A 24,961-nucleotide genomic window follows, 5' to 3' on the forward strand; every position below is an offset into this window, starting at 1 on the left:
CCATAGCCGTAAGCGTGTCAATTGTTTCTTCCCGAGTTAACGAAGTGGTATCCAACAAAATAGCATCTTCCGCTTGTCTGAGGGGAGAAATGGCTCGTTCCGTATCCTTGCGATCGCGTTCTTGAATATTTTGCACGATTTGCGCCATTGTCTGCGGCTCATCGGGGTGGTTTTCATTCCATTGTACCAAGCGCCGGCGAGCTCGTTCTTCCACGGAAGCCGTTAAAAACACCTTCAGCTCGGCATGCGGTAACACCACTGTGCCGATATCCCGCCCGTCCATGACGATACCGCCGTTTTCGGCAAGGCGCTGCTGCTCTTTGACTAAGTGTTGGCGCACGCAGGCATATGCGGCGACCTGTGAGACACAGGCCGATACCTCCGGACGACGGATATGAGCGGAAACATCACGATCATTCACCATCACTATCAGTTCTTCCTGATCATTTTTTACTTCTACCGTTAAATTTTGGACGACGGAGCAGACTTTTTCTTCCCGGTCCACCGGAACGCCTCGATGCAGTAATTCGCAAGTCAGTGCCCGGTACATTGACCCGGTGTCCAGGTATACATATCCCAGTCGTTTCGCCAGCGCTTTAGCGACTGTACTTTTACCGGCCCCCGCGGGGCCATCAATCGCAACCGCAATTTTTTTCATTGCTCCGACTCCTTTCCTGCCGCGCTAACGCCCGCAAGGTAGCCGGTAGAAAACGCTGCCTGTAAATTATATCCTCCCGTAAACGCGTGGACATCCAAGATCTCGCCGGCAAAATAAATGCCCGGCACAATTTTCGATTCCATTGTTTTAGGATTTACTTCTTTGGTGCTGATGCCTCCCGCTGTTACAATCGCTTCGCGCAACGGTCGTGTGCCCGTCACCGTCAACGACAGATTTTGCAACGCTTGCCCCAGGCGCAATCGTTCCGCGCGGGAAAGCTCCGCCGCCTTAACATCACTTTCAATCTCGGCCGCCTGCAACATCGGTACAATCAAACGCTGCGGCAATAAATCACGCAAGGCATTACTCATTTGCTGTAAATGATTTTTTTCCAAGTCTCGCCGGAGTCGGGCATCCAATACCTCGGGCGCAAGAGCCGGCTTTACATTCAAAGAAAGCGTTACTTTCTTGTTTTTTTGCAACGCCCGCGAAGCCGCATCACTTAAACGCAAGACAATCGGTCCCGATACGCCAAAATGCGTAAAAAGCATTTCGCCCCGCAAAGTCTGTTTCGCTTTACCGTCAATGTGCAATGTGAGTTCGACGTTACGCAACGAAAGTCCTTGCAATGCTTTGCACCATGCTTCTTCACAGACAAGCGGAATCAGGGAAGGACGTAGCGGTATTAAAGTGTGCCCCAATCCTTTCGCCAATTCATGTCCGCTACCGTCGGAGCCGGTTTGCGGATATGAAGCACCCCCGGTTGTCATAATCACAGCCGCCGCCGGCCAAGTACGTTCCGCGGTTGTCACTTCAAACGCAGTACCCTCTCGGTGAATTTCGCGCACAGATGCTTCCGTATGAATCTCCACCCCCGCCTTGGTGAGCGCCGTACGAAACGCACGACGGACTTCCTGTGCGGAGTCGGATTCGGGAAATGCACGTCCGCCTCGTTCCACCTTTGTTTTTACGCCCCATGACGCAAGTAACGAAAGCAAATCCGTATTCGTAAAAGTATGGTAGGCGCTGTACAAAAATTTACCGTTGCCCGGCGTCTGGCGAATAAGTTCCTCCATAGACGCGGCATTCGTCAGATTGCAGCGTCCTTTGCCGGTGATCCCCATTTTAAGACCGAGTTGCGGCATTTTTTCCAGCAAAATCACTCGTGCGCCCGCCGTTTGAGCTGCATACGCCGCCATTTGCCCGGCGCAGCCGCCACCGATCACAACAACATTACGCATGCGTAACCTGCGCTTTAAGATCGCTTATTTCATTGGCTGTCAACGCTCGATAACTGCCTCGCTTGACGCCTTGCAAAGTCAGGGTCGCATACCGTGTGCGTTTCAAGTTATGCACGCGAAAACCGAAGTGCTCGCACATCCGGCGCACTTGGCGATTCCGACCTTCATGAATAGCGAGGGCAATGGTCGAAAGTCCTGTCTTGACATCAAAAACGGCCTCGCTTACTTTCGCAGGAGCGGTTATGCCGTCTTCCAACGGCACACCTTCGCGAAATGCCGTAAGCATTTTATCCGGTACTCGGCCTTTAATTTTAATTTCGTATTCTTTTTCCACTTCTGACGACGGGTGTTCTAACCGGTTGGTCAGGTCACCATCGTTGGTCAGGAGCAGTAAACCCTCCGTGTTCAGATCCAGGCGACCTACCGGATACAGGCGAACTTTTTCTTTTTTGAAATATTCCAATACCGTTGTCCGGCCCTCGGGATCGCTTAATGTAGTGATGACCCCTTTGGGCTTATTAAACAGAAAATACTGCAGCGGTTCCCGTTCAATTTTTTTGCCGTCAACAATAATCGTGTCGCGTGTAAGATCCGCTTTTTGACCCAGTTCGGTCACCACTTTACCGTTTACTTTAACTCGCCCTTCGGTAATCATCGTTTCGGCCGCCCGACGGGATGCCAGCCCCGCTTGGCTAATCAATTTCTGAAGACGTTCTCTCATCGTTTTCGTTTACTCCCTGTTTCTGATAATAGTCCCGCCAATTTGTTTTGCGCTTAAAATACGGCGTGACATCATATAAAATCGGTCGTCCCGGCAATTCGGCGCGGCCGATCTCCATAATTAAATTCTTTTCCAGCAAATTCGCCAGCGTCCGTTCGCTTGAAACCCCACGTAAACCGTCAATTTGCTGCCGCGTCACGGGTGCTTGCAACGCCACAATGGCCAGCACTTCCAACGCCGCTTTACTCAAATAGAGCGGCGGCGCGTAACGTTCGGCCAACAGCTTACCGTACTCCGGTCGCGTACATAGCCGCCAACCTCCCGCAGTCTCCTGTACCAACAGACCTGACTGCGATCGAGCGGCATATTGGTCGGCAAGCTCCTGACAAAGTTTCGTCGCCTCACTCGTACCGACGTTGAGTACTTCTGCTACTTGCTTCGTCGATACCGGTTCACCGGCAATAAAGAGCAGCGCTTCAAGTGCTGCGAGTTGTTCCGTTGCCATGACGTAATCTCTCCACATAAATGCCTGTACCGAGTTCCTTCACCGTAATCGTTCCCTGCCAAATCATTTCTAAAACTTCTAAAAACAGCGTCAGTTGTTCCCAACGATTGGCCAGTTTTTCAAAGTATGGGATAAGATCCACCGAGCCATGTTGAATCGCTTTAAAAAATGCTTCTCGCAGCGGCTTGGGATCCAACTCCGGAACCGGTTGCCAATCCGCCTCTGCCGGCTCTTCCTTTTGGATCAAACGCTGCCAAACACCGGCTAATCGCTCCATACTGACGCGCAGCGTATACTCCGACGCCTGTAAGGGCGTAGGCTCTTTTCCCAGAAAAAACGCATTCTCCGCCAGGCGTGTCTCAATTTCATTTTTTACCGTTTGAATATGTTCCCATGCGATCAATCTCTCGGCAAGTTCCTGTCGCGGATCTTCTTCCTCTTCTTCCGCAGGCGCTTTGGGCAGCAGACTGCGCGCCTTGATCGCTAGAAGCGTTGCGGCCATTTGGAAAAATTCCGTCCCCAACTGCAAATTAAATACTTCCGCGCGCGCTAAATAATCCATATATTGCACCGTCACCGTTTGGATCGGGATATCGTAAATATCAATTTTTTGTTTGCGGATTAAGTGCAATAATAAATCCAGCGGCCCGTTAAACACCGGTAAATTAAATTGCACCGTACTAACTGCCATAGGTCACACCCTTATCTCATAATCTTTATTATATCTGATCCACTGTCGAGACGCCAACTGCTGTGAGATATCGTGGAAACATGGCGGCAATAAAAAACGGGCCAAAGCCCGTTTTTATTACTGCAAAAAGCTGCCTACCCATGAAAGAGCAGCCGCCACAAGTGCGATCACAATAAAAATACCGCTAAACCCCAAAAACACCATACCAAACAACAAACCGGCTCCCGCCACCGCCAGTTTCACAGGCAGCGGCCAATCTTCCCAACGTCGTACAATAACGCGTGCGCTTTTCGTATCTTCGGCAGTTCCTTCGGCATCGAAGGTCATGCCGTGAAATGCATCGCGTTCTTTTTTGCTGATCACGCGCGGTTCATCCGCACGGGTTGCTTTTTCCGTATGTTGTTCCTGCCACATATTTTACTCCTGTAATTCTTTGACCAAGAGCTGGTTCACTACCTGCGGATTAGCGCGGCCTTTCGTTTTTTTCATGATCTGGCCGACTAAAAAGCCGATCGCTTTTTTCTTGCCCGCACGATAATCTTCTACCGATTGCGGGTTAGCGGCGACCACGTCATGAATCAACTGCGTTAATTCACCGGTATCGGAGATCTGTTTCAAACCTTTCGCTTCAATGATCTCATCCGCCGATTTACCCTGTTCCCACATATCGCGGAAAACAGTTTTAGCGATTTTACCGGAAATGGTTCCGTCAGCGATCTTGGCCAGCATTCCCGCGAGTCCCTGCGGACGAACCGGCGCCGTAGCCGGGGTTTTACCGGCTTCGTTCAGCAGCATCGAGAAATCGCCCATCAGCCAGTTCGCGCCTTCTTTCGCATCCGCACCGGCGGCTACGAGTTCGTCAAAATATTCCGCCATCGAGCGCGAAAGGGTAATGATGCCCGCGTCATAATCGGAAAGTCCGTGTTCCTGCATTAAACGGGCTTTGCGTGCATCCGGAAGTTCCGGCAATGCCTGCCGAACGCTTTCGATGTATTCATCGGAAATCGTGAACGGCACCAGATCCGGTTCCGGGAAGTAGCGATAATCGTCCGCTTCTTCTTTGACACGCATCGTGGCGGTCGTACCTTTGCTTTCATCCCAGGTACGCGTTTCCTGTACAATTTTTTCGCCGTCTTCCAAGGCTTCCGCCTGGCGTTGGGCTTCATACTCGATGCTGCGTGCTACGCCGCGAATCGAGTTGATGTTTTTCATTTCCACTTTAGTGCCGAGTGTGGTTTCTCCGACCGGGCGAACGGAAACGTTAGCATCGCAACGCAGGCTGCCCTCTTCCATCTTGACGTCGGAAACCGCGATATATTCCAAAATCGAGCGGAGTTTTTCCATATACGCGGCAGCTTCGGCACCGCTGCGCAGATCCGGTTCAGAAACGATTTCCAACAACGGTACGCCGGTACGATTGTAGTCGACATTGGACGAATCGGAATCGGTAATGGTCGTGCCGCTGTGCACCAGTTTGCCAGCGTCTTCTTCCATATGGATACGGGTAATGCCGATGCGGCGTGTTTCACCGTCCACTTCGATATCCAAATAGCCGTGTTCGCAAATCGGCAAATCGTATTGCGAAGTTTGGAAGTTTTTCGGCAAATCGGGATAATAATAATTTTTACGGTCAAATTTCGTAAAGTTGGCGATTTTGCAGTTCAATGCCAGGCCGGCACGAATAGCAAAGTCGACGACTTTTTTGTTGAGAACCGGCAGCACTCCCGGCAGACCCAAGCAAACGGGGCACACATTCGAGTTCGGTTCCGCGCCGAATGTGGTTTTGCAGCCGCAGAAAATTTTTGTTGCCGTTTTTAATTCGGTATGGACTTCTAAGCCGATAACACTTTCGTACTTCATTACTTCACCTCTCCCAGAGCCGCTACTTTTTGCGTATCCGGCCGCGCCTGCTCAAATGTATAGGCCGCTTGCAAGAGCCGTTCTTCACTCAAGTTGGGGCCGATCAACTGCATCCCGATCGGCATGCCGTCGGCAAATCCGCAATTCATGCTGAGCGCCGGAATGCCCGCCAGATTGACCGGTACCGTGCAGACGTCTTCCATATACATGGCCAGCGGATCATTGATTTTATCACCGAAGCGGAATGCCGTATCCGGCACCGTCGGCGTAACTAAAATATCCGCTTTGGAAAACGCGTTGGCAAAGTCTTCTTTAATCAGTGTGCGTACTTTCAACGCCTTCATATAGTAGGCATCATAATAGCCGGCGCTCAATACATACGTGCCGAGCATAATACGGCGCTGCACTTCCGCCCCGAAACCTTCGGAACGGGTTTTTTTGTACATTTCAATCAAATTTTCGCCCGGTACGCGCAATCCGAAACCGACGCCGTCATAACGTGCGAGGTTGGAGCTGGCTTCCGCCGGTGCCACGATATAGTAAGCGGAAATAGCATATTTAGCGCGCGGCAATGAAACCGGAACGATTTCCGCACCCAATTCTTCATACGTCTTCAATGCATCTTCAACCGCTTTTTTCACTTCCGGTTTAATACCGTCCGTAAAATATTCCGCCGGTACGCCGATGCGCAAACCTTTGACATCGCTTCGCAGTGCGTTTGTATAGTCGGGGCGCTCCCCTGCGATACTCGTCGAATCCTTCGGATCGTGTCCGGCAATCGCATTCAAGACGATGGCGCAGTCGGTAACATCCTGCGTCAACGGTCCGATTTGATCGAGGGAAGAGGCAAATGCCAGCAGACCGTAACGGGAAACCAATCCGTATGTCGGTTTCAACCCGACCAAACCGCAATAGGAAGCCGGCTGACGAATCGATCCGCCGGTGTCCGAGCCCAATGCCCACAATGCCGAACGTGCCGCTACCGCCGCCGCGCTGCCGCCGCTGGAGCCGCCGGGCACGCATTCCGTATTCCACGGATTTTTGGAAGGGCCGTAGGCCGAGTTTTCCGTCGAGCTGCCCATCGCGAATTCGTCCATGTTCAATTTGCCGAGGGATACATAATCTTGCGCCTGTAATTTTTCAACGACCGTCGCATTGTAAGGCGCGATAAAATGTTCCAAAATTTTTGACGCTGCGCTGACCGGTTCACCGTCACTGCAAAGATTGTCTTTGAGTGCGCCCGGAACGCCCGCGAGAGGAGCAATCGTTTCGCCGGCGGCAATTTTATCATCGACTTTTTGGGCGGCCGCCAGTGCACGCTCATGCGTATCGTGCAGATAAGCGTGAATTTCCGGCTCCACCTTTTCTTTATGCTGAATAATCTGTTTTGTTAATTCCACCGCCGAGATCTCTTTGGCAAGCAGACGGCGATGACTTTCATGTATGGTCCACGCGTTCACAATAATCCTCCATCCCTACATAAGTTTCGGTACTTTGAAATAACGTCCGTCACGTTCCGGAGCGTTCTGCAAAGCCTTTTCATGATCCAGAGACGGTTGCGGAACATCTTCCCGCCACACATTAGTTAATTCCACCGCATGTACAGTCGGCGGAACATTTGACGTGTCCAATTCATTGAGTTCTTCCATATAGGTTAAAATCGTATTCAACGACTGACCCAGTGTCGCCGCCCGTTTCGGATCCCATTCCAAACGCGCAAGGTGCGCCACCTTAACCATTTCTGCCGCTGTTAATTCCATGGCATTCCCTCCTCATAATGGCTTTATTATAGCATAGCTGTTATTGGTATCGCGGGTAAAATCACGGTTCGATTTTCGCCACGGCATTTTCAAAATCGTCTTCCGTCCAAATGGTGATGCCGAGTTTCTCCGCTTTTGCCAGTTTGCTGCCGGCATCTTCCCCCGCCACAACCAGGGTTGTTTTACTGCTGACGGAGCTTGCCACCTCGCCGCCCTGCGCAACAATCAGATCCGCTGCTTGCGTGCGATTAAAGCGGGTCAGCTTTCCTGTTAAAACTACTTTTTCACCACTAAAAATGCCGTCCGCTGCCGGTTCACTTACTTCTTCATCGGTAACTACGCCGAGATCTTGTAATTTATGAATAAACGCAATGGATTGCGGCATTTGTAAATACGTATATAAACTCTCGGCAATCGTTTCCCCGATGCCGTCCACCGTCGCCAATTCCTGCGGTGTCGCCGTTTGTAATTTTTCATACGTCGGATATGCGGCCGCCAGCAGACGGGCCGCTTTCGTGCCGACATAGCGGATACCGAGTGCAAACAGTAAGCGTGACAGTCCGCGTTCCTTGGTTTCGGCAATCGCGTTCACCAGGTTTTCCGCGCGCTTTTTTCCGAACCGGGGCAGCTCTACGAGATCTTCCACGCGCAACGTATATAAATCCGCCGCGTCATGCAGTAAGCCGTGCTCCAACAACAAGTCAATCACTTTGGGACCGACTCCGTCCATATTCATTGCCTGGCGAGACGCAAAATGAATTAATTTTTCCCGCAGAATCCCCGGACAGCTCGGATTTTGGCAGCGGTACGCCACCTCTCCGGGAATACGTGTCACTTCACTGCCGCATACCGGACACTGGTGCGGCATTACAAACGCCGATTCACTGCCGTCACGGTCCTCGGTAATGACGCGAATAACCTCGGGAATGATTTCTCCCGCTTTGTGAATCAAAACCGTGTCCCCGACGCGAATATCCTTTTCCGCAATGTAGTCCGCGTTGTGCAAAGTCGCACGGCGTACCACCGTACCCGCGAGCGACACCGGTTCCAAATCCGCCGACGGTGTCAGCACGCCGGTGCGTCCGAGCGTCACGATGATATCCGTCACTTTGGTTTTCGCTTCTTCCGGCGGATACTTGTACGCAATCGCCCACCGCGGCGCTTTAGCCGTGTACCCGAGAACGCGTTGCTGCGCGAAATCATTTACCTTAATAACCAAGCCGTCGGTATCGTACGCCAAATCTCGCCGCGCCGTCTCCCAACGCTCGATTTCCGCGCCGATCTCTTCCACAGAATGCCAGAGATGATAGTTCGGATTGACGGAAAAACGATACTCCTGCAGTGTTTCCAATAACTCACGTTGTGACGTAATGCCGGTTTCTTCCGCATTGCCGATGGCGTACGCAAAGAAATCCAGTTTGCGCGCCGCGGTCACGCGCGGATCCAGCTGACGCAGCGAACCCGCGGCCGCGTTGCGACAGTTGGCAAACGGCGCTTCCCCATTTTCATCGCGAGCTTCATTGAGCTCGACAAACGCCTGGCGCGGCATATATACTTCCCCGCGAATGTCCAATCGCGCCGGCGCATTTTTTATAAACAACGGTAACGAGCGAATCGTCTTTACATTGGCGGTAACATCTTCACCGACTTCACCGTCACCGCGCGTCACGCACTGCGTCAAATGGCCGTTTTCATAAATCAGATTAATCGCCAGCCCGTCAATTTTAAGTTCGGTGACGTATTCTACTTGCGAGGCGCTGCCTAAACGCTCCTGAATGCGTTTAGCGAACGCATCGACCTCACCAATGTTGAATGCGTTCGCCAAACTGTACAAGGGAAACTGATGCGTTACTTTACTAAACGCCCCCGACGGTGCCGCCCCGACGCGTTGTGTCGGTGAGTCCGGCGTAATCAATTCCGGATGCGCTGTTTCCAATTCGACCAATTCCCGATACAATTTGTCAAATTCAAAATCGCTGATTTCCGGCTGATCAAGCACATAGTATAAATAGCTGTGGTGTTGTAACGTTTCGCGCAATTCCCGTGCGCGTTCAGCGGCAGTTTTCTCAACCATGGCTTACTCCTTTGTTAAAGGTGCGAATTTTACCATTACCAGGCGCACCTGCCGGCCCGGAAATTCTAATTTTAATTGCATGCGTTCGCCTTCACCGCGCACTTCCACCACCGTACCGAGCCCCCACTTCGTATGGCGCGCCCGATCGCCGACCCGCCAGTCATAGCGGGCGTTAACCTTGCCTTTCGGCGCGGTGACACCGACAGAAGCATTGCTGACTACACGTTGACCGGTTCGTTTCGCCCGATCGGCCTGTCCCCAACGGATACGGTTTTTATTTTCTTTCTTCTCCACCAGATCTTCAGGGATTTCACCGACAAAACGACTCACCAAGTACGGATTGGTGCTGCCGAACACAGTGCGGGAGCTGGCGTGCGTCAAATATAAAATTTTTTCCGCACGCGTGATCCCGACGTAGCATAAGCGCCGCTCTTCTTCCAGTTCATCCGGCGCGAAAAGCGTCCGCGCATGCGGGAAAAGTCCTTCATCCATACCGATCAAAAAGACGATGGGAAATTCCAAACCTTTGGCGCTGTGCAACGTCATCAAGGTAACCTTTTCGCTACTTTCTTCAAATGTATCGACGTCATTTACCAGCGCGACCTGTTCCAAAAAGCCTTGCAACGTGGGCTCTTCCGTTTCATCTTCGTAGGTTTTGGCAACGGACACCAATTCGCCGATGTTCTCGACGCGGCTTTGCGCGCGCGGATCCGTATCATTCAACAGACTGGTAATCAATTCGGTATGCGCCAACACTGCTTCCAACAAGTCGGTAACGCTTTCGGTCGTCGCCGTATTCATCAATTCCAACATCAAAACACTGAAAGCACTCAGCTTTTTGCGCGTACCGGCATTTAACGACTCAATTCCGTCCGCGGCCATAATCATTTCAAACAGTGACACGCCCTGTAACCGCGCGGCGTCCTTAACGCGGCTTACCGTAGTAGTGCCGATACCGCGCTTGGGAACATTGATAATGCGCTCCACGCTGACATCGTCGCGCGGATTTTGCAACACTTTTAAATACGCCAACACATCTTTGATTTCCTGGCGATCGTAAAAGCGCGTCCCCCCGACAATGGTATAGGCGATACCGCGTCGTACCAACGCTTCTTCCATAGCGCGCGACTGCGCATTGGTGCGGTACAACACCGCCATATCGCCGTATTTCGCGGGAGTTTCACTCACCAGACGCTGCATTTCACCGGCGCAAAACTGCGCTTCGTCCGTTTCGGAAACCGCTTCGTAGTAGTAAATCGGCTCGCCATCCGCCTGATCCGTCCAAAGATTTTTGCTGGGGCGGTGCTCATTATTTTCAATGACATGATTAGCCGCATTCAAAATTGTCTGTGTCGAACGATAATTCTGCTCGAGTTTCAATACTTTCGCCCGCGGATAATCCCGTTGAAAATCAATAATATTCTGCACATCGGCGCCGCGCCATGAGTAAATACTCTGGTCCACATCGCCGACCACGCAAAGATTTTGCTCGGGGCCGACCAGCATTTGGGTCAGAACGTATTGCGCGTGGTTAGTATCCTGATACTCATCGATCAAAATATAACGAAAGCGGTTCTGATACGCCTTACGCACATCCGCATGACGTTGCAAAATAACCGCCGGCAGTAGCAACAGATCATCGAAATCCAACGCATTGTTGGCTTGCAATATCGCTTCATAGCGAGCGTAAACTTCAGCGGCTTTTTCCGCAAAGAAATCGTCCGCCGCCTCTTGCGCCACCCGCGCGTTTTGCAAATTATTTTTCGCATTGGAAATGCGCGCCTGCAACGCATTCGGCGCAAACTGCTTATCGTCGAGGTTCATCTCTTTTAAAATGCCTTTGACGACCTGCTGGCTGTCTTGCGCATCATAGATCGTGAATTGGCGCGTATACGGCGGTATGACATCGATTTCGCGCCGTAAAAAACGCGCGCCAAACGAGTGGAAAGTGCTGATCCACATATGATCCGCTGACGCTCCCACTAATTTTTTCACGCGCTCTTTCATTTCCTTCGCCGCTTTATTGGTAAAGGTAATCGCCAAAATTTCCTGCGGCGAAATCCCCTGCTCCAGCATGTACGCAATGCGACTGGTTAAGGCTTTGGTTTTGCCCGAACCGGCGCCCGCCAAAATCAAAACCGGGCCTTGAATCGTTTGCACGCCTTCGCGCTGCTTATCGTTCAATGAAGTAAAGTAATCTGTCATCCGTTCTCCCAAGAAAAAAAGGTTGCCGGAGCAACCTTTTTATAATGCCCCCAGCAGTGGCGGAGCGACCTGTTTTTTACGCGACATCACGCCCGGCAAATGCAATGTTTGCGCGTTGCCTTTGGCCTGAAACGCCGCTTCGATCGCGGTTTCCACCTGACTGGTGTACAGCAGATCCGTCGATTCCTCTAAAATATCCGTGACCATCAAAAAGGATGCCTCATAATTATGGGCGGCGCGATCTTCTTCCAGCAAGCGTAAAAGCTCGTCGCGTTGCGCCAAAATCGGTTGCGTATCCATGACGGAAAGCTGGGCAATACTGAATGTTCCTTTTTTGCCATCAAATTCTTTTTTATCGGTCTGGACCAATTCCGCTACCGTTTTGTCGGAAAGATCGGCACCGGCTTTGAGCATGTCCATGCCGTATTTTTCATAATCGACGTCGGCGATTTGCGCCAATTCTTGCACGGCTTTACGGTCCCGTTCCGTGCACGTCGGCGAGCGGAACAACAGGGTATCGGAAATAATCGCCGACAGCATCAAGCCCGCCATTTGTCGCGGAATTTCAATGTCGCACTGCTGATAGAGCGAATATAAAATCGTTCCCGTGCAGCCGACCGGTTCAATGCGTATTAAAATCGGCTGATCCGTCGTGAAATCGCCGAGGCGATGGTGATCAACCAATCCCTGCACATCCGCGTCAGTCATGCCGTCTACGGCTTGCTTGCTTTCATTGTGATCGACTAAATACATCGGCTGACCGGCTTCTACCCGCGTCACCAGCTCCGGCGCTTCGCTGCCGAAGTAGTCCAATGCAAATGCCGTTTCTTTATTGATTTCGCCGGCGCGAATCGCTTTGGCTTCTTTCCCCTGCGCCCGTAACCAGTGAGCGCAAACCAACGCGGAACAGATCGTATCCGTATCCGGACTCTTATGGCCCGACACTAAAATCATTTCTGCCATTTTGTCACCTCATCATTTGAATTAAAATATTCTGCTATTTATTATACCATGAAGCACGTTAGCATTCAGAAAAAGAGCCCGTCAAATGACCGGCTCTTTCTTCTTATTCCTTGCTTTTTTTGCTGTTGTTACCAATGCTTTCAATCGCAACGAAGAGCATCGGAATCATGAAGATTCCCAACGCCGTCGCCGTCAACATGCCAAAGACGACTGTCGTGCCCATTTCACTGCGCGAAACGCTGCCCGCGCCGGTGGAAAGCGCCAACGGTAAACAACCCAAAATAAATGCCAATGAAGTCATCAGGATCGGGCGCAAACGAATTTTAGAAGCCTCGATGGCTGCTTTGACGTGATCCATGCCGTGATCCACGCGGATTTTGGCGTACTCCACGATCAAAATCGCGTTTTTCGCAGCCAATCCGATAATCGTCAGCAGACCGATCTGGAAGTAAATGTCGTTGTTGATGTTAAAGAGCCAGCCGAAGAAAGCCACTCCCAAGAATCCGGCCGGTACCGAAAGAAGTACGGAAAACGGAATTTTCCAGCTTTCGTACAAAGCGGCCAGCGAAAGGAATACGAACAGCAGCGCCAATGACATGACGTACAGCATTTGGTTGCCCGCTTTGATTTCCTGCGCCGACTGATCCGCAAACTCAAACCCGTAACCGGAGGGCAAGACTTCCGCCGCTACTTCCTGCAACGCTTGGAGCGCTTGACCGGAACTGTAGCCGTTCGCCGAGTTGCCGCCCACTTTGATCGCCGGGAAATTATTATAGCGAGTCAAAATAGCGACCGACCCGCGTTGTTCCGGCGTAATAAACGAACTCAACGGCAGCATTTCACCTTGCTGATTGCGTACCGTCAATTCACGGTTGGCATTCGGCGACATTCTGAATTCCTGATCCGCTTGCGCGATCACTTTATAACTCTTACCGAACGCGGAAAAGTCGTTAATCTGCGTGCCTCCGTAGAACATGGAAAGCGCCGCATTGATATCGGAAACGTTAACGCCGGATCGTGCCGCTTTATCGCGATCTACATTAAAGTGGTACGCCGGCGTATCCATGCGGAATGTCGTATATGCCGAAGCGATTTCCGGTCGTTGATTGACTTTGGCCAAAAATTGCTGCGCGACTTCAAACATTTTCTCCGTACTGTCGCCGCTGCGATTTTGCAAGTACATCGTGAAACCGCCGGTCGCCCCCAAGCCCGGAACCGGTGGCGGGTTCATGGCAATCACATTGGCTTCCGGCGTTTGGAAGCCGAAACCGAACGCTTTACCGACGAGCGCCTGAACGCTCTGATCGTCGTCGGTACGTTCATCCCAATGCTTCAATGTGACAAATGCCATACTGCTGTTTTGCTTCAGGCCGCCGGACAATATATCAAACCCGGTAACGCCCATAACGTGCTCCACGCCCGGCTGTTGCATCATATAGTCCATATACTTTTGCACGACGGCATCAGCACGTTGCGAGGTAGCCCCCTCGGGAAGTGATATCGAAGTTATGAAATATCCGTTATCTTCATTCGGCACGAATGCACTCGGCATTTGCATGAAGAAGAACAGACCAACGATAGTCACTGCCGCCAGACTTAAAATCGCCACGCCGAGTTTATGTACGAAACTATCCAACGCGTTTCCGTACGATTCGACGAGTCGATCAAATTTCTCGTTAAACGCATGGAAAAAACGATCATGGAAAGTTTCTTTATTCAAATTGTCATTTTCCGTCAGCAACATCGCGCACAGCGCCGGCGTCAAGGTCAGCGCGACAAAGGCGGAAATCCCTACGGAAACGGCAATCGTCAACGCGAATTGCTTGTACAGCACGCCCATAATGCCGCCCAGAAAAGCAACCGGTACGAATACCGCGATCAGAACGACCGCGACGCCGATAACCGGTCCCTGAACTTTTTCCATCGCGAGAATGGTTGCTTCTCGCGGCGATTTATGATTGTACCGCATTTCATACTCGACCGCTTCCACGACGACGATCGCGTCATCGACAACGAGACCGATCGCAAGTACCATCGCAAAAAGCGTCAACGTATTAATCGTAAAACCCAACACGGTAAAAGCGGCAAATGTACCCAGCAACGATACCGGCACGGCGATCATCGGAATCAACGTTGAATGCCAGTTCTGCAAGAACAAGTAGACGATGATCAATACTAAAATCAACGCTTCCACAAAGGTATGCAATACCGCTTCCAAAGAGGCCGAAACGAAATCGGTATTGTCGATGACGATATTATAGGTCATGTCATCGGGGAACGTTTCCTGCGCTTTAGCCAGTTCCGCCTTAATCGCATTGATCGTTTCCAGCGCGTTCGCGTCACTCGTCAGCGAAAAAGCGATGCCGGCGGTAGGTTTCCCGTCCGCGCGGGCGATAAAGTTATAGTCCGCGGCATCGAGTTCGACGCGCGCCACATCTTTCAAATGCACCACGCTGCCGTCGGGATTCGACCGGAGTACAATTTCTTCAAATTGCTGCGGGTCCGTCAACCGCCCGTCCACCGTAATCTGGTATTGAAACTGTTGGGTTTCGGGCGAGGGATTTAGACCGATAGAACCGGCCGACGCTTCCTGGTTTTGCATCCGCACGGCCGCGGCGATATCACTCGCATTAATTTTATATTGCGCCATGCGCGCCGGATTTAGCCATACGCGCATCGCATAATCGGAGCCGAACTCCTGAACATTGCCGACCCCGGGGATCGATTTCAACGTATCCATGTAGTTCAAACTGAAATAGTTCTTCAGGAACGTCGGATCATAGGTGCCGTTCGGACTGGTCAAATTGATGACCAAGGCCATATCGCTCGTTGATTTTTTGACGTTTAAGCCCAATTGCCGCACGATATCCGGCAGCATGGCTTCCGCCTGCGCCACTCGGTTTTGCACCTGAACGGAAGCGAAGTCGGCGTCCGTACCCGTTTCAAATTGAACGGATAATGAATACATACCGATAGACGAACTTGACGACACCATACTGTCAAAATCATCCACGCCGATAATTTGCTTTTCAATCGCTTCCGCTACCGATTCACTCAATACCTGGGAGCTCGCGCCGGGATACATCGCGCTGACCTGTACATTCGGCGGCGCAATGACCGGGTACCGGTCCACCGGCAAACCGAACATCGCCAAACCGCCGACGATCGAGATAACCAGAGCGATAACGATGGCAAAAATTGGTCGGTCAATAAAGAATCTTGCCACAATTTCCTCCTTACTGCTTGCCGGCAGCAGGAGCTGCCTGTTTCGTCCGCGGATGTTCTACTTCATCACGCGAGAGCATTTTCACTTGGACTGTCTGACCGTTACGTACTTTGGCTTGTCCCTCGACCACGACCGTGTCACCGGCGACAATACCGGAGGTAATGACGACATACGGACCGTACGTCGCGCCCACTTCCACCGGGCGTTGCGACACTTTATGTTCCGCGTCCACCACGGTCACGATTTTCTTGTCCAATAAAGGTTGTACCGCTTGCGCCGGAATCAAAATGCTGTTGCGCGCGATTTCCGTGTCGGAAATAACCTGTACAAACATACCCTGACGCAGTATTTGTTGCGGATTCGTAAAGCTTGCTTTGACGGTGAATTGACCGCCGCCACCCGACATGTCCTGATCGATTACAACCACCTGACCGGTTTCACCGTACTGCGAACCGTCAGCGAGCTGCAATTTCAATTCCTGTCCCCACGCGCCGGACGAATTTTGCCGCTGCGTCATTTTTAAATACTCCGCTTCCGTCAGATCAAACGTAACGAAAATCGGATCCGTGGATGAAATCGTCACCAACGGCGTTTGGCCTGCCGCAACAAAATTCCCCACCGGTAAATCATCGACCCCGAGCGTGCCGCTGAACGGCGCGCGTACCACCGTATCGGCGACGTTATCGCCGGCAATGGAGGCCTGCGCTTCGTTGGCTTCCACCACAGCGCGATATTGTTCTACCAGTGCCTGTTGCCGCGTAAATTGCTGATCGGAGATCGCGCCTTGTGCAATCAACGTGCGGTACCGCTCCAGATCCTGCACGGCGCTTTCATAGTTCGCACGGGCTTGCGCCGTATTGGCCTGCGCCGCCGCCAACGAGGATTGGTATTGACGAGCGTCAATGCGGTAGAGCGCCTGACCTGCCGTCACCTGCTGCCCGCCCTGCACATATTTTTCGACAATATAGCCCGTCACGCGCGCCTGTACCGGCACCTTTTGCTGGGCTTCCACATGGCCGCTGTATTGCTGCAAAAGCGGCGTATCCGACTGGAATGCGGTGAACGCATTCACAAGCGTCGGCGGCTGTTGTCGCGCTGCCGCGCCGGCCGCTTTTTTCTGGTATGCGCCATAACCCCAAAAAAGTAACGCCAGGATCACTACCGCGCCGAGCGCCATCCAAATATGCTTACGTTTCATCATGTCCCTCATTTCTTCGGCAAAATGCCGGTAAGTACGACTGCGATACTGTCTTCCAGAGACTTCATATATTGTTTCGCATCATTATTTTCTACATACTTGCTCGTCGCGAACACCATGAGCGATTTTAAGATAAAAATCAACACCTGAACATCCGGTGTCGTGATATTCCCTGCCTCGTTTTGCCGCGTGAGATAGGCTTCCAAACACTTCCATTCATTTTCCGAACGCGCAAGCAATTTTTCTTTGACATTCGGATAATGGCGTAACAGTAAACCCAGCAGTTCACTGGTTATAATCGGGTAATCTTTAGACGACGGAATAAAATAATCATGCAAAAACCGTTCCACCGGGATTTCCGCATCCTCCATTAATTTGTGGTGGTATTCTTCCCAGCGATCCATGCGCACCAAAAAAATCGTCTCAATTAACTCTTCCTTTGAAGCGAATTGTTCATACAATGTACGCTTGCTCATGTTGAGCGCCGCGGCGAGCTCATCCATCGTAAACTTGGTGCCGCGTCGGGTAATGACTTTTTCTGCCGTTTTTAAAATTTTGTCTTTCATTAATTCCTATGTTTGAAAACTAAATTATTTTTTCAGTACCAGTTTATTGTAACAAGCTTTATGAGTCAATGTCAATCAAATAGGCGGCTAATCATTAGCCGCCTATTTGCGAATTTTTCATTCATTTATGTAAATTTTTCAAGCTTACTTTAACTACCGCTTTACGAATCGAGGCGGGTTCTTGCGGCGCCAGCAAAGGTCGATGCAAATCCTCCGGTGTGAAAATGCTGAAACGTCCCGCTTGATGATGAATCGTTGCGCCCGAGGCAAGCGATTCCGCCGCATAGAAGTACACATCATCATCCGGGCGGTCTTCCTCTACCTTTCCCAAAAGCAGCGGCGCCCACTCCACATTTTCCGCGCCGCTAACTACATATTGGATATCAAGATGGCGGCGATGTGCTTCCCAGCGACATTCTTCCACAGACTTCGTCATGCCCGTTTCGATATTCATGTAATCGCCGTCATACAGCTCCATCCGTCCATCCGTCATTTCGTCCCAATTCGCATTGCGAAGCATCTCCAAATATTTATAAACGCGTTCATGTAGATGATCCTGATACTTCCGCAATAAACTTATTTCGCCGCTAAACATACATATTCCCCCTTTGTGCTCTTGCTTTCATTATATCTTTGCTCGTCGTTTACGCAAATAAAAAAGCCAAATGACTTCGTCACTCGGCTTTTCGTGTCAATATGTGAAAATTATGGTGCCGGAGAAGGGACTTGAACCCCCACGGTTTTACCCGCCTGATTTTGAGTCAGGTGCGTCTGCCATTCCGCCACTCCGGCACGTCTTTCAATGTGACAATACTACCATACTTTGACCGCGCTCGTCAATATTTTTTATGTATTTTGTAAAATCAGCTTGTTTGACAATCATTTCGTTGGCTGTCAAAATAGATTTATCAACTGGTAAGGAGGTCTCCGTGAACACTTCAACTTGGCAAAAAAATCGTTGGTGGTATGTACTTCTCGCCGCCCTTATTCTGGTGGCCGGCGTCCTTTTATTTTATTACGGCTACTATATTCGCACTCCTAAATATGCGGTCATGGACGCGGCCGATGCGGCGCGCGAGCACAATCTGACTCGCTTTGAACGGCGCGTCGATATTGATACGCTGGTGCAAGACGGCTTCGATGACGTCTTTCGCGACAGCGCCAACGCCGGTACAAGCATGCCGGCGGCTATTGTGTACGCCATGCGGCCCATTTTTATTCAGGCCCTGAGCCACGCCTTGCGCTCGCAAATCGATCAGAAAAACTCCGCGCCGATCATTTCCATTCCGCTGGTTACGAACGAAAAGGACGCGCCGCCGTCCAATTACGAAGTCACTGACATCCAAACGCTGACATCGGAAGACACGAACGCGGAAGTCCTTGTCCGTCTCCGTGAAATTAATCGTGACCGGTACATTCCGTTGCATTTATTGCTGGTGAAAGATTCCACCGGTTTTTGGCGCATTAAACGTTTGCAAAATGCCGCCGAAGTCTATGATGCGTATCGTCAAATCAGCGGTGCCACATTATTGCCCGCCGCACCGGCACCCGCAAAATAAAAAAGAGCCTCAGGGCTCTTTTTTTATGGCTCAATTTTCAAAAGTTACCAACGAGTCGATAATATCGGCGACAAGTTGGGCGCTGTGCTGCGTTTTTTGTTGATCGCCTGTATACCAAGTCGCTTTCCCGGCAAAAAATTCGCGTGTGACCGGCACCAGCTGCTCCCGTAAAATCCATTTTGCGCAGCCGATCTTTTCCAAGTGCGCCGCGTTCGCTTCCTCTTGCCCCGGAATAGCGTCCACCAATAACATCGGCAAATGCATTGTCATCGCTTCCGTCGTGGTCAACGCCCCCGGCTTCGTCACCAATAATGACGCGCGAGCCATCAGTCGCGGGATTTCATTCGTGTATCCGTACAACTCCAGCGGCACGCGCAACTCGTCTCGCATTTCCTGAATTTCATCAAACAGCGTGAAATTTTGTCCTGTCACAACGATAACGCGCTGCACCGCTTCCACTTGCGTCAGGCGCCATAAAATATCCTTCACCGCGCCCAGACCGGTGCCGCCCCCCATGATCAAAACGGTCCCCGGTTCGCGCAGAGAGGCTTTTCTCATCTCATAAAACCGCTGCATAATCGGGATGCCTGTTACAAACACGCGTTCTTTTTCAATGCCCGCCGCGATCAGTTCGCCACGCACTTGTGCCGACGGTACACAATACGCCGTGATGTTTTTATACACCCATAATTGGTGTAAATCAAAGTCCGTAATCACCGTCACAATCGGGATGTGGAGCTCGCCTTTTTCCACCAACTTAGCGGCCGCCGCCGCGGGAAACGGATGCGTCAACACCAACGCGTCCGGCGACAACACTTCCAGTAAATGCCGCATGCGACTGCGAAACGTGCGCGCCAGCAGGCTACGAACCTGTTTACCGCCGTGCCGACGTTGCGATTGATGGTATAAAAGATCATAAATCAGCGGAAATAAATCGATCATCTTGATATATGTCTCGCGCATCCAATAATCAAGCGATATCATATCACGCGACAAAAAATCCAACGATTGCACGCGATATCCCGTAGGATGCCGTTTCAACGCTTCCGCCACCGCGCGCGCCGCCTGTACGTGCCCTTGCCCAATCGACGCGGAAAGAAGACAAACTTTCGGTTTATACTTCATATTTCTCCTTTATAAATTATTCTTTCTATTAGCATAAGTATAGCATGTCGCCGTGAAAGAGATACGCAATGAAATATTAACAGACAGTAAAAAAATGATCCCTAATCGACTAAGCCATATGTTGTAATCGCTCCAAACGTGGGCCGCGTATGCAAAGCGCTACCTCTTTCGCCTTGCGGCCAAACGGAAAATATGACGCTGCGCGCAAACTACATCCCCACTCTCCGGTCATACCCTTTGCACCGTTATGCTGAAAGCAAATAAAAAAAGACGCCGCAAGCGTCTTAATTAACAAATAAATATTTGAACAAAAACCGCCGCGCCGGTGCGCATTAGTGATTTCTTTTTTGTGAGTCTGTCCGGCGTTGTCATCGTTGTTTGAGATGGATTGGATATGACACTACTCTCAAGCCATTGGAAGTGTTTTAGTTGTGAAGAGAGCGGTTTGAGATGGATTGGATATGACACTACTCTCAAACGCGTTAAGCGTTCCAATACCGATGCGGTCAGTTTGAGATGGATTGGATATGACACTACTCTCAAACAGCGTCGATTGCGTCCAGTGCGCCTATTGCGTTTGAGATGGATTGGATATGACACTACTCTCAAACGTGCGTGAAAAATGCCCCAAATGCGGCGGCGTTTGAGATGGATTGGATATGACACTACTCTCAAACCACGGGGTTTGCTCTAAAGGTAAGCGGTGAGTTTGAGATGGATTGGATATGACACTACTCTCAAACTGCTTGTCATTCAGCCACGCGCCGCACAGTGTTTGAGATGGATTGGATATGACACTACTCTCAAACGGCTTTCACATCGTTTGCCTTGTCTGCCTTGTTTGAGATGGATTGGATATGACACTACTCTCAAACGAATAACCACCAAATAAAAAAGCCGCCAAGTTTGAGATGGATTGGATATGACACTACTCTCAAACAGTTTCGGAAATTTCCGCATCACCATACCCGTTTGAGATGGATTGGATATGACACTACTCTCAAACTGCGGCTTTGTTCATGCTCGTAAACGCTTTGTTTGAGATGGATTGGATATGACACTACTCTCAAACTCCTTATACTTTGATTCCGCGCGAGATGAGGTTTGAGATGGATTGGATATGACACTACTCTCAAACGGGGACTTCCGTCAGCTTACCGTTTCTGATGTTTGAGATGGATTGGATATGACACTACTCTCAAACTTGTACACTTTTGTTTCATAGTTGATGAATGTTTGAGATGGATTGGATATGACACTACTCTCAAACAAACGCACTGCTCCGGCGAATCGACTTCAGGTTTGAGATGGATTGGATATGACACTACTCTCAAACATGACGTTATTATCGAATAGCGTGTCACCGGTTTGAGATGGATTGGATATGACACTACTCTCAAACGAAACGCGCGTTGACTTTTCAAAGTACGTTGTTTGAGATGGATTGGATATGACACTACTCTCAAACACCTTTGAAGCGAGCGACTTTATTCATCTTGTTTGAGATGGATTGGATATGACACTACTCTCAAACGAAGAGATGGCGAAACGCACGATTATCAATGTTTGAGATGGATTGGATATGACACTACTCTCAAACATGCGAACGTCAGCTTTTAATCCATTAGCTGTTTGAGATGGATTGGATATGACACTACTCTCAAACGCGGGGACTGTGTTCATGCTTGCCAAACAGGTTTGAGATGGATTGGATATGACACTACTCTCAAACCGGCCGCATGATGTGGAAATCGTATGAAATGTTTGAGATGGATTGGATATGACACTACTCTCAAACGTAGACCATTACGTCATACGCGACTGATTCGTTTGAGATGGATTGGATATGACACTACTCTCAAACGCCGGCTTCCAGCCGTGCTGTTTGGCAAGCGTTTGAGATGGATTGGATATGACACTACTCTCAAACTCCTCTTTTACGCTTAAAGCGTAATTATTGGTTTGAGATGGATTGGATATGACACTACTCTCAAACCCCGGAAGAAAGCGGGCAATAGCCAACTTGGTTTGAGATGGATTGGATATGACACTACTCTCAAACGGCATGGATATAGTGTTCGTTGTCATCCGAGTTTGAGATGGATTGGATATGACACTACTCTCAAACTAATGTTGTGTTTAATTTATACCATTAGCTGATTTCACACAAATCCTGATCCACTATATATAGTTTCTCATATTTTGTGACGATAGGCGGCACGCTCCTTTCCAAAAATAAAACAGATATTTCCTGTTCGCTAATTTCTTTTAAAAACACCTCCGATTCTGTATCGGTAAATATGTTTCTTACATTATACATGACCACGCATTGCGCGCCTGTCAACCGGCGTAATGCGCGGATGTATTCATAGAGTCGCTCCGGCACGGAGTCTTTAGTTAACTCCAGTTGCAATTGTCCCAATTTGAAGATCTCTGTCATGCCGATAGAATCCGCCATTGTGAGCGGATATGCGGATTGCATATTCACATGCTGCAAAAATTGAAGTATCTTTGATTCCACTTCTTTGTAATATTCAAAGTCTAGCGTCTGTACTTCTTTTTCAAGGAATTTGTACAAAGCGGTGCGCATTTTATGATCATTTTCGCACAGCTGAAACGGATTATGAATGATTGAAAGGTATTTCCCGATAGACTTTTCTTCATAATTTTCCGTTAAAAGAAACTTTCCTGCTTCACCTTCACTTTGCGCAATCACTTCCGCTACCAATGTGCGATACAAAAGCGGATGCTCCAAAACGACGAGATTATTATGGGCAAGGTCGATCGGCGCATCGAAAACCGGGTGGCTTAAGATCATAGAATAACCACCTTTTCATCGGTATCAATCACGTTACTGCTATATTCCCCTACCAAGGTTTCCATGTTTTCAAATTGTTTTTCCGTCACGCGTAATATTTGTACCAATCCGTTCACCGGCTTTTCATGCCGCAGACGATTGGTGATTTGCTCGGAAATGGTTGTCGTAAGCGCAATTTTCGTATACACCGATTCCTGCAGCATAATAAATCCCATCTCCAGCAATATTTTGCGAAACCGTCTGTATTCCCGTAAATCCAATGATGTTTCCGTCGGTAGGTCAAAGAGCACCAGAATACGCATAAATCTATAACTCATGGTTGAAAAAATACACTTGCGAAATATCATTATGATTCAACGCCTGAAACACCGAATTCACATACATGCGAATGGCGTTAGGCACGCTTTGCTTTTGCCCGCGAAGGGTCACTTCCTTCGTCACGAGACGTTGCATCATATGTTTTTCCTCCACGGCAAATTGTTCCCATTCTTTTTCTCTGACAAATGCGTCTACAACCGGTCGCCACGGCTCCATAAGATCGGATGACAAGTTGAAATGATTATGCTGACTGTCATGAAAAATCCCCAATTCGGTAAGATAACCGGCAATTTTAATTTCACGGGAAAAAATGGAAATAATAATCTGATAACCGTAGTTCAATGCGGCATTTTGCGCCGTCTCGGCTGCGCGCGTAAATCCTTTGCCCAAAAGTGCGGGAAAATATTCTTTGGCGGCGAGACTTTCCCGATGAGTGGCGTCGCCGATTTCGACTTGCGTCTCATACTGTGCCAGCTTCGCCACTGCATCGGTCGCATCCGAGCAAAAATGGGCCAATGTTTTCCGCTGATTCATAATCTTTTGCCGGATAATCTGTTGCCATAAAAGTTTCTTTGTTGTCTCTTGCCAACCCATTTGCATCTGTATTTTGCGGGAGCAGTCATGGCATCCGTAATAAGGTAGGATTTCCCCCTGCGGATCATGGTGTTCATCGCAAATGATAATCCTGCTTTCTTGCGCCAAAAGCGCGCTGATGAGAGATGTGGTGATCGAAACTTGCAGTGTTTCGATCACCAGCGCTCCCAATTCCGTCAGGCTGATTTTTTCCACGTGGTCGATGCTGCGAACCACCATGTAGTTCAAACGCAATTCAAGTTTTGCCGGCTTTGTGATGACAACTGTGCGCCAGCTCATGGCTGATTCAAAATGGTCCGATTGGTAAAGAGACCGGTGGGCGATTCATTAATCAAAATGACGGAGTGATCCGTAATGTCTTTACTTATTTTGATAACTCCGGCACCGCCTTTACCACCAATCAAGCGAAGATCCACGCCCCTTGTATTGCTGCTGAACGAAATCACTTGAAGTAAGAGATGGACCTTTTCTTCCGTCTTCAATCGCAAAAATCTTTCGAATACAACTTGTCTCAAAAATGCGTCCTTCTCTTTTGTATCCAGTTCGTGCGATCTCGTTGTCTCATCCTCTGATAATTCAATTTTTTCGCCTTTCAGTATTCCGTTTAAAGTTCCCAGGCGATTACGGAACTTACCCGTAACAATTTGTTCCACCACGGATTTCCACAGTGTAATCCACTCTTCATCGGTTATTTTTATTCGGCTTTCCACTTTTTGAGCAATATCATCGGAAATTTTAGTAACTCTTTTTAGTATGCTTAGCTCCCGGTTGGCAAGAAACAGGGATTGTGCATCCGCCATTGTAATCCTATCACCCGATCGTGATGTCAAAAGGAATGGATATCCATCAAATAAAATCTTACTGCCGAATTTTATGTTT

At 49.7% G+C, this 24,961-nt stretch carries 22 protein-coding genes, 1 tRNA gene and 1 CRISPR repeat array; of the genes, 1 reads left to right on the forward strand and 22 read right to left on the reverse strand.

Annotation, left to right across the window (positions count from 1 at the left end):
• The 17 genes from cmk to RDN69_RS01935 all read right to left on the reverse strand — a co-directional run.
• A partial coding sequence (cmk, locus tag RDN69_RS01855) for a (d)CMP kinase (protein WP_288218172.1) occupies positions 1-658 on the reverse strand: 658 nt, incomplete at its 3' end.
• The gene (locus RDN69_RS01860; protein ID WP_288218173.1) at positions 655-1,899 is read right to left on the reverse strand and encodes an NAD(P)/FAD-dependent oxidoreductase; all 1,245 of its coding nucleotides are present in this window, start codon (positions 1,897-1,899) and stop codon (positions 655-657) included. The genes RDN69_RS01860 and cmk, both read right to left, overlap by 4 nt.
• A complete protein-coding gene (locus RDN69_RS01865) occupies positions 1,892-2,620 on the reverse strand; it encodes a pseudouridine synthase (protein ID WP_288218174.1) in 729 nt (242 codons plus the stop codon). Before RDN69_RS01865 ends, RDN69_RS01860 begins: the two co-directional genes overlap by 8 nt.
• The gene (gene scpB, locus RDN69_RS01870; RefSeq protein WP_288218175.1) at positions 2,592-3,125 is read right to left on the reverse strand and encodes an SMC-Scp complex subunit ScpB; all 534 of its coding nucleotides are present in this window, start codon (positions 3,123-3,125) and stop codon (positions 2,592-2,594) included. Before scpB ends, RDN69_RS01865 begins: the two co-directional genes overlap by 29 nt.
• Entirely contained in the window at positions 3,097-3,816 is a 720-nt protein-coding gene (locus RDN69_RS01875; RefSeq protein WP_288218176.1) for a ScpA family protein, read from the reverse strand. Before RDN69_RS01875 ends, scpB begins: the two co-directional genes overlap by 29 nt.
• A gap of 117 nt (positions 3,817-3,933) precedes the next feature.
• On the reverse strand, positions 3,934-4,230 hold the full coding sequence (locus RDN69_RS01880) for a hypothetical protein (RefSeq protein ID WP_288218177.1): 297 nt from the start codon (positions 4,228-4,230) through the stop codon (positions 3,934-3,936).
• Between the two features lie 3 nt (positions 4,231-4,233).
• Entirely contained in the window at positions 4,234-5,676 is a 1,443-nt protein-coding gene (gatB, locus tag RDN69_RS01885) for an Asp-tRNA(Asn)/Glu-tRNA(Gln) amidotransferase subunit GatB (RefSeq protein ID WP_288218178.1), read from the reverse strand.
• On the reverse strand, positions 5,676-7,136 hold the full coding sequence (gatA, locus tag RDN69_RS01890) for an Asp-tRNA(Asn)/Glu-tRNA(Gln) amidotransferase subunit GatA (RefSeq protein ID WP_288218179.1): 1,461 nt from the start codon (positions 7,134-7,136) through the stop codon (positions 5,676-5,678). The genes gatB and gatA overlap by 1 nt, the downstream gene beginning before the upstream one ends.
• Positions 7,137-7,151: 15 nt before the next feature.
• Positions 7,152-7,436 carry an Asp-tRNA(Asn)/Glu-tRNA(Gln) amidotransferase subunit GatC gene (gene gatC, locus RDN69_RS01895; RefSeq protein ID WP_024049166.1) on the reverse strand — a complete coding sequence of 95 codons (285 nt, stop codon included), beginning with the start codon at positions 7,434-7,436 and terminating at the stop codon, positions 7,152-7,154.
• 61 nt (positions 7,437-7,497) lie between these two features.
• On the reverse strand, positions 7,498-9,510 hold the full coding sequence (gene ligA, locus RDN69_RS01900; RefSeq protein WP_288218180.1) for an NAD-dependent DNA ligase LigA: 2,013 nt from the start codon (positions 9,508-9,510) through the stop codon (positions 7,498-7,500).
• Positions 9,511-9,513: 3 nt separating this feature from the next.
• Positions 9,514-11,715 carry a DNA helicase PcrA gene (pcrA, locus tag RDN69_RS01905; protein ID WP_034436543.1) on the reverse strand — a complete coding sequence of 734 codons (2,202 nt, stop codon included), beginning with the start codon at positions 11,713-11,715 and terminating at the stop codon, positions 9,514-9,516.
• 39 nt (positions 11,716-11,754) lie between these two features.
• On the reverse strand, positions 11,755-12,678 hold the full coding sequence (locus RDN69_RS01910) for a manganese-dependent inorganic pyrophosphatase (RefSeq protein WP_288218181.1): 924 nt from the start codon (positions 12,676-12,678) through the stop codon (positions 11,755-11,757).
• A gap of 103 nt (positions 12,679-12,781) precedes the next feature.
• Positions 12,782-15,904: an efflux RND transporter permease subunit gene (locus tag RDN69_RS01915; protein ID WP_288218182.1), complete on the reverse strand. Its 3,123-nt coding sequence runs from the start codon at positions 15,902-15,904 to the stop codon at positions 12,782-12,784.
• A gap of 10 nt (positions 15,905-15,914) precedes the next feature.
• Positions 15,915-17,105 carry an efflux RND transporter periplasmic adaptor subunit gene (locus tag RDN69_RS01920; protein WP_288218183.1) on the reverse strand — a complete coding sequence of 397 codons (1,191 nt, stop codon included), beginning with the start codon at positions 17,103-17,105 and terminating at the stop codon, positions 15,915-15,917.
• Positions 17,106-17,110: 5 nt separating this feature from the next.
• Positions 17,111-17,668 carry a TetR/AcrR family transcriptional regulator gene (locus RDN69_RS01925; RefSeq protein ID WP_024049172.1) on the reverse strand — a complete coding sequence of 186 codons (558 nt, stop codon included), beginning with the start codon at positions 17,666-17,668 and terminating at the stop codon, positions 17,111-17,113.
• A 121-nt stretch (positions 17,669-17,789) separates the two neighbouring features.
• On the reverse strand, positions 17,790-18,263 hold the full coding sequence (locus RDN69_RS01930) for a YhcH/YjgK/YiaL family protein (protein WP_288218184.1): 474 nt from the start codon (positions 18,261-18,263) through the stop codon (positions 17,790-17,792).
• A 113-nt stretch (positions 18,264-18,376) separates the two neighbouring features.
• A tRNA-Leu gene (locus tag RDN69_RS01935) sits at positions 18,377-18,460 on the reverse strand.
• A 137-nt stretch (positions 18,461-18,597) separates the two neighbouring features.
• Here RDN69_RS01935 and RDN69_RS01940 point away from each other — a divergent pair.
• Positions 18,598-19,227, forward strand: coding sequence for a hypothetical protein (locus RDN69_RS01940; protein ID WP_288218185.1), 630 nt, complete (start codon positions 18,598-18,600; stop codon positions 19,225-19,227).
• Between the two features lie 30 nt (positions 19,228-19,257).
• Here RDN69_RS01940 and RDN69_RS01945 read toward each other — a convergent pair whose 3' ends face one another.
• The 5 genes from RDN69_RS01945 to RDN69_RS01965 form a co-directional block, all read right to left on the reverse strand.
• The gene (locus RDN69_RS01945; RefSeq protein ID WP_288218186.1) at positions 19,258-20,352 is read right to left on the reverse strand and encodes a glycosyltransferase; all 1,095 of its coding nucleotides are present in this window, start codon (positions 20,350-20,352) and stop codon (positions 19,258-19,260) included.
• Positions 20,353-20,728: 376 nt separating this feature from the next.
• Positions 20,729-22,480: a CRISPR direct-repeat array (repeat unit 36 nt; unit sequence GTTTGAGATGGATTGGATATGACACTACTCTCAAAC).
• A gap of 24 nt (positions 22,481-22,504) precedes the next feature.
• Positions 22,505-23,170, reverse strand: a complete 666-nt coding sequence (gene csn2, locus RDN69_RS01950) for a type II-A CRISPR-associated protein Csn2 (protein ID WP_288218187.1) — start codon at positions 23,168-23,170, stop codon at positions 22,505-22,507.
• Positions 23,167-23,472: a CRISPR-associated endonuclease Cas2 gene (cas2, locus tag RDN69_RS01955; RefSeq protein ID WP_288218188.1), complete on the reverse strand. Its 306-nt coding sequence runs from the start codon at positions 23,470-23,472 to the stop codon at positions 23,167-23,169. The genes csn2 and cas2 overlap by 4 nt, the downstream gene beginning before the upstream one ends.
• A 4-nt stretch (positions 23,473-23,476) precedes the next feature.
• Entirely contained in the window at positions 23,477-24,361 is an 885-nt protein-coding gene (cas1, locus tag RDN69_RS01960; RefSeq protein WP_288218189.1) for a type II CRISPR-associated endonuclease Cas1, read from the reverse strand.
• On the reverse strand, positions 24,358-24,961 hold a 604-nt coding region (locus RDN69_RS01965), incomplete at its 5' end, for a Cas9 endonuclease PAM-interacting domain-containing protein (protein ID WP_288218190.1). The genes cas1 and RDN69_RS01965, both read right to left, overlap by 4 nt.

This window comes from uncultured Negativicoccus sp., from assembly GCF_902480485.1.
Classification (GTDB): domain Bacteria; phylum Bacillota; class Negativicutes; order Veillonellales; family Negativicoccaceae; genus Negativicoccus; species Negativicoccus succinicivorans.

Bases quoted from the DNA above. Each gene is read 5' to 3' on its own strand.
- RDN69_RS01860 (WP_288218173.1), bottom strand. From the start codon at position 1,899: ATGCGTAATGTTGTTGTGATCGGTGGCGGCTGCGCCGGGCAAATGGCG.
- RDN69_RS01925 (WP_024049172.1), bottom strand. From the start codon at position 17,668: ATGAAAGACAAAATTTTAAAAACGGCAGAAAAAGTCATTACCCGACGC.
- scpB (WP_288218175.1), bottom strand. From the start codon at position 3,125: ATGGCAACGGAACAACTCGCAGCACTTGAAGCGCTGCTCTTTATTGCC.
- gatB (WP_288218178.1), bottom strand. From the start codon at position 5,676: ATGAAGTACGAAAGTGTTATCGGCTTAGAAGTCCATACCGAATTAAAA.
- RDN69_RS01880 (WP_288218177.1), bottom strand. From the start codon at position 4,230: ATGTGGCAGGAACAACATACGGAAAAAGCAACCCGTGCGGATGAACCG.
- cas1 (WP_288218189.1), bottom strand. From the start codon at position 24,361: ATGAGCTGGCGCACAGTTGTCATCACAAAGCCGGCAAAACTTGAATTG.
- RDN69_RS01920 (WP_288218183.1), bottom strand. From the start codon at position 17,105: ATGATGAAACGTAAGCATATTTGGATGGCGCTCGGCGCGGTAGTGATC.
- cas2 (WP_288218188.1), bottom strand. From the start codon at position 23,472: ATGCGTATTCTGGTGCTCTTTGACCTACCGACGGAAACATCATTGGAT.
- pcrA (WP_034436543.1), bottom strand. From the start codon at position 11,715: ATGACAGATTACTTTACTTCATTGAACGATAAGCAGCGCGAAGGCGTG.
- RDN69_RS01865 (WP_288218174.1), bottom strand. From the start codon at position 2,620: ATGAGAGAACGTCTTCAGAAATTGATTAGCCAAGCGGGGCTGGCATCC.
- RDN69_RS01945 (WP_288218186.1), bottom strand. From the start codon at position 20,352: ATGAAGTATAAACCGAAAGTTTGTCTTCTTTCCGCGTCGATTGGGCAA.
- RDN69_RS01930 (WP_288218184.1), bottom strand. From the start codon at position 18,263: ATGTTTAGCGGCGAAATAAGTTTATTGCGGAAGTATCAGGATCATCTA.
- gatC (WP_024049166.1), bottom strand. From the start codon at position 7,436: ATGGAATTAACAGCGGCAGAAATGGTTAAGGTGGCGCACCTTGCGCGT.
- ligA (WP_288218180.1), bottom strand. From the start codon at position 9,510: ATGGTTGAGAAAACTGCCGCTGAACGCGCACGGGAATTGCGCGAAACG.
- RDN69_RS01875 (WP_288218176.1), bottom strand. From the start codon at position 3,816: ATGGCAGTTAGTACGGTGCAATTTAATTTACCGGTGTTTAACGGGCCG.
- RDN69_RS01910 (WP_288218181.1), bottom strand. From the start codon at position 12,678: ATGGCAGAAATGATTTTAGTGTCGGGCCATAAGAGTCCGGATACGGAT.
- csn2 (WP_288218187.1), bottom strand. From the start codon at position 23,170: ATGATCTTAAGCCACCCGGTTTTCGATGCGCCGATCGACCTTGCCCAT.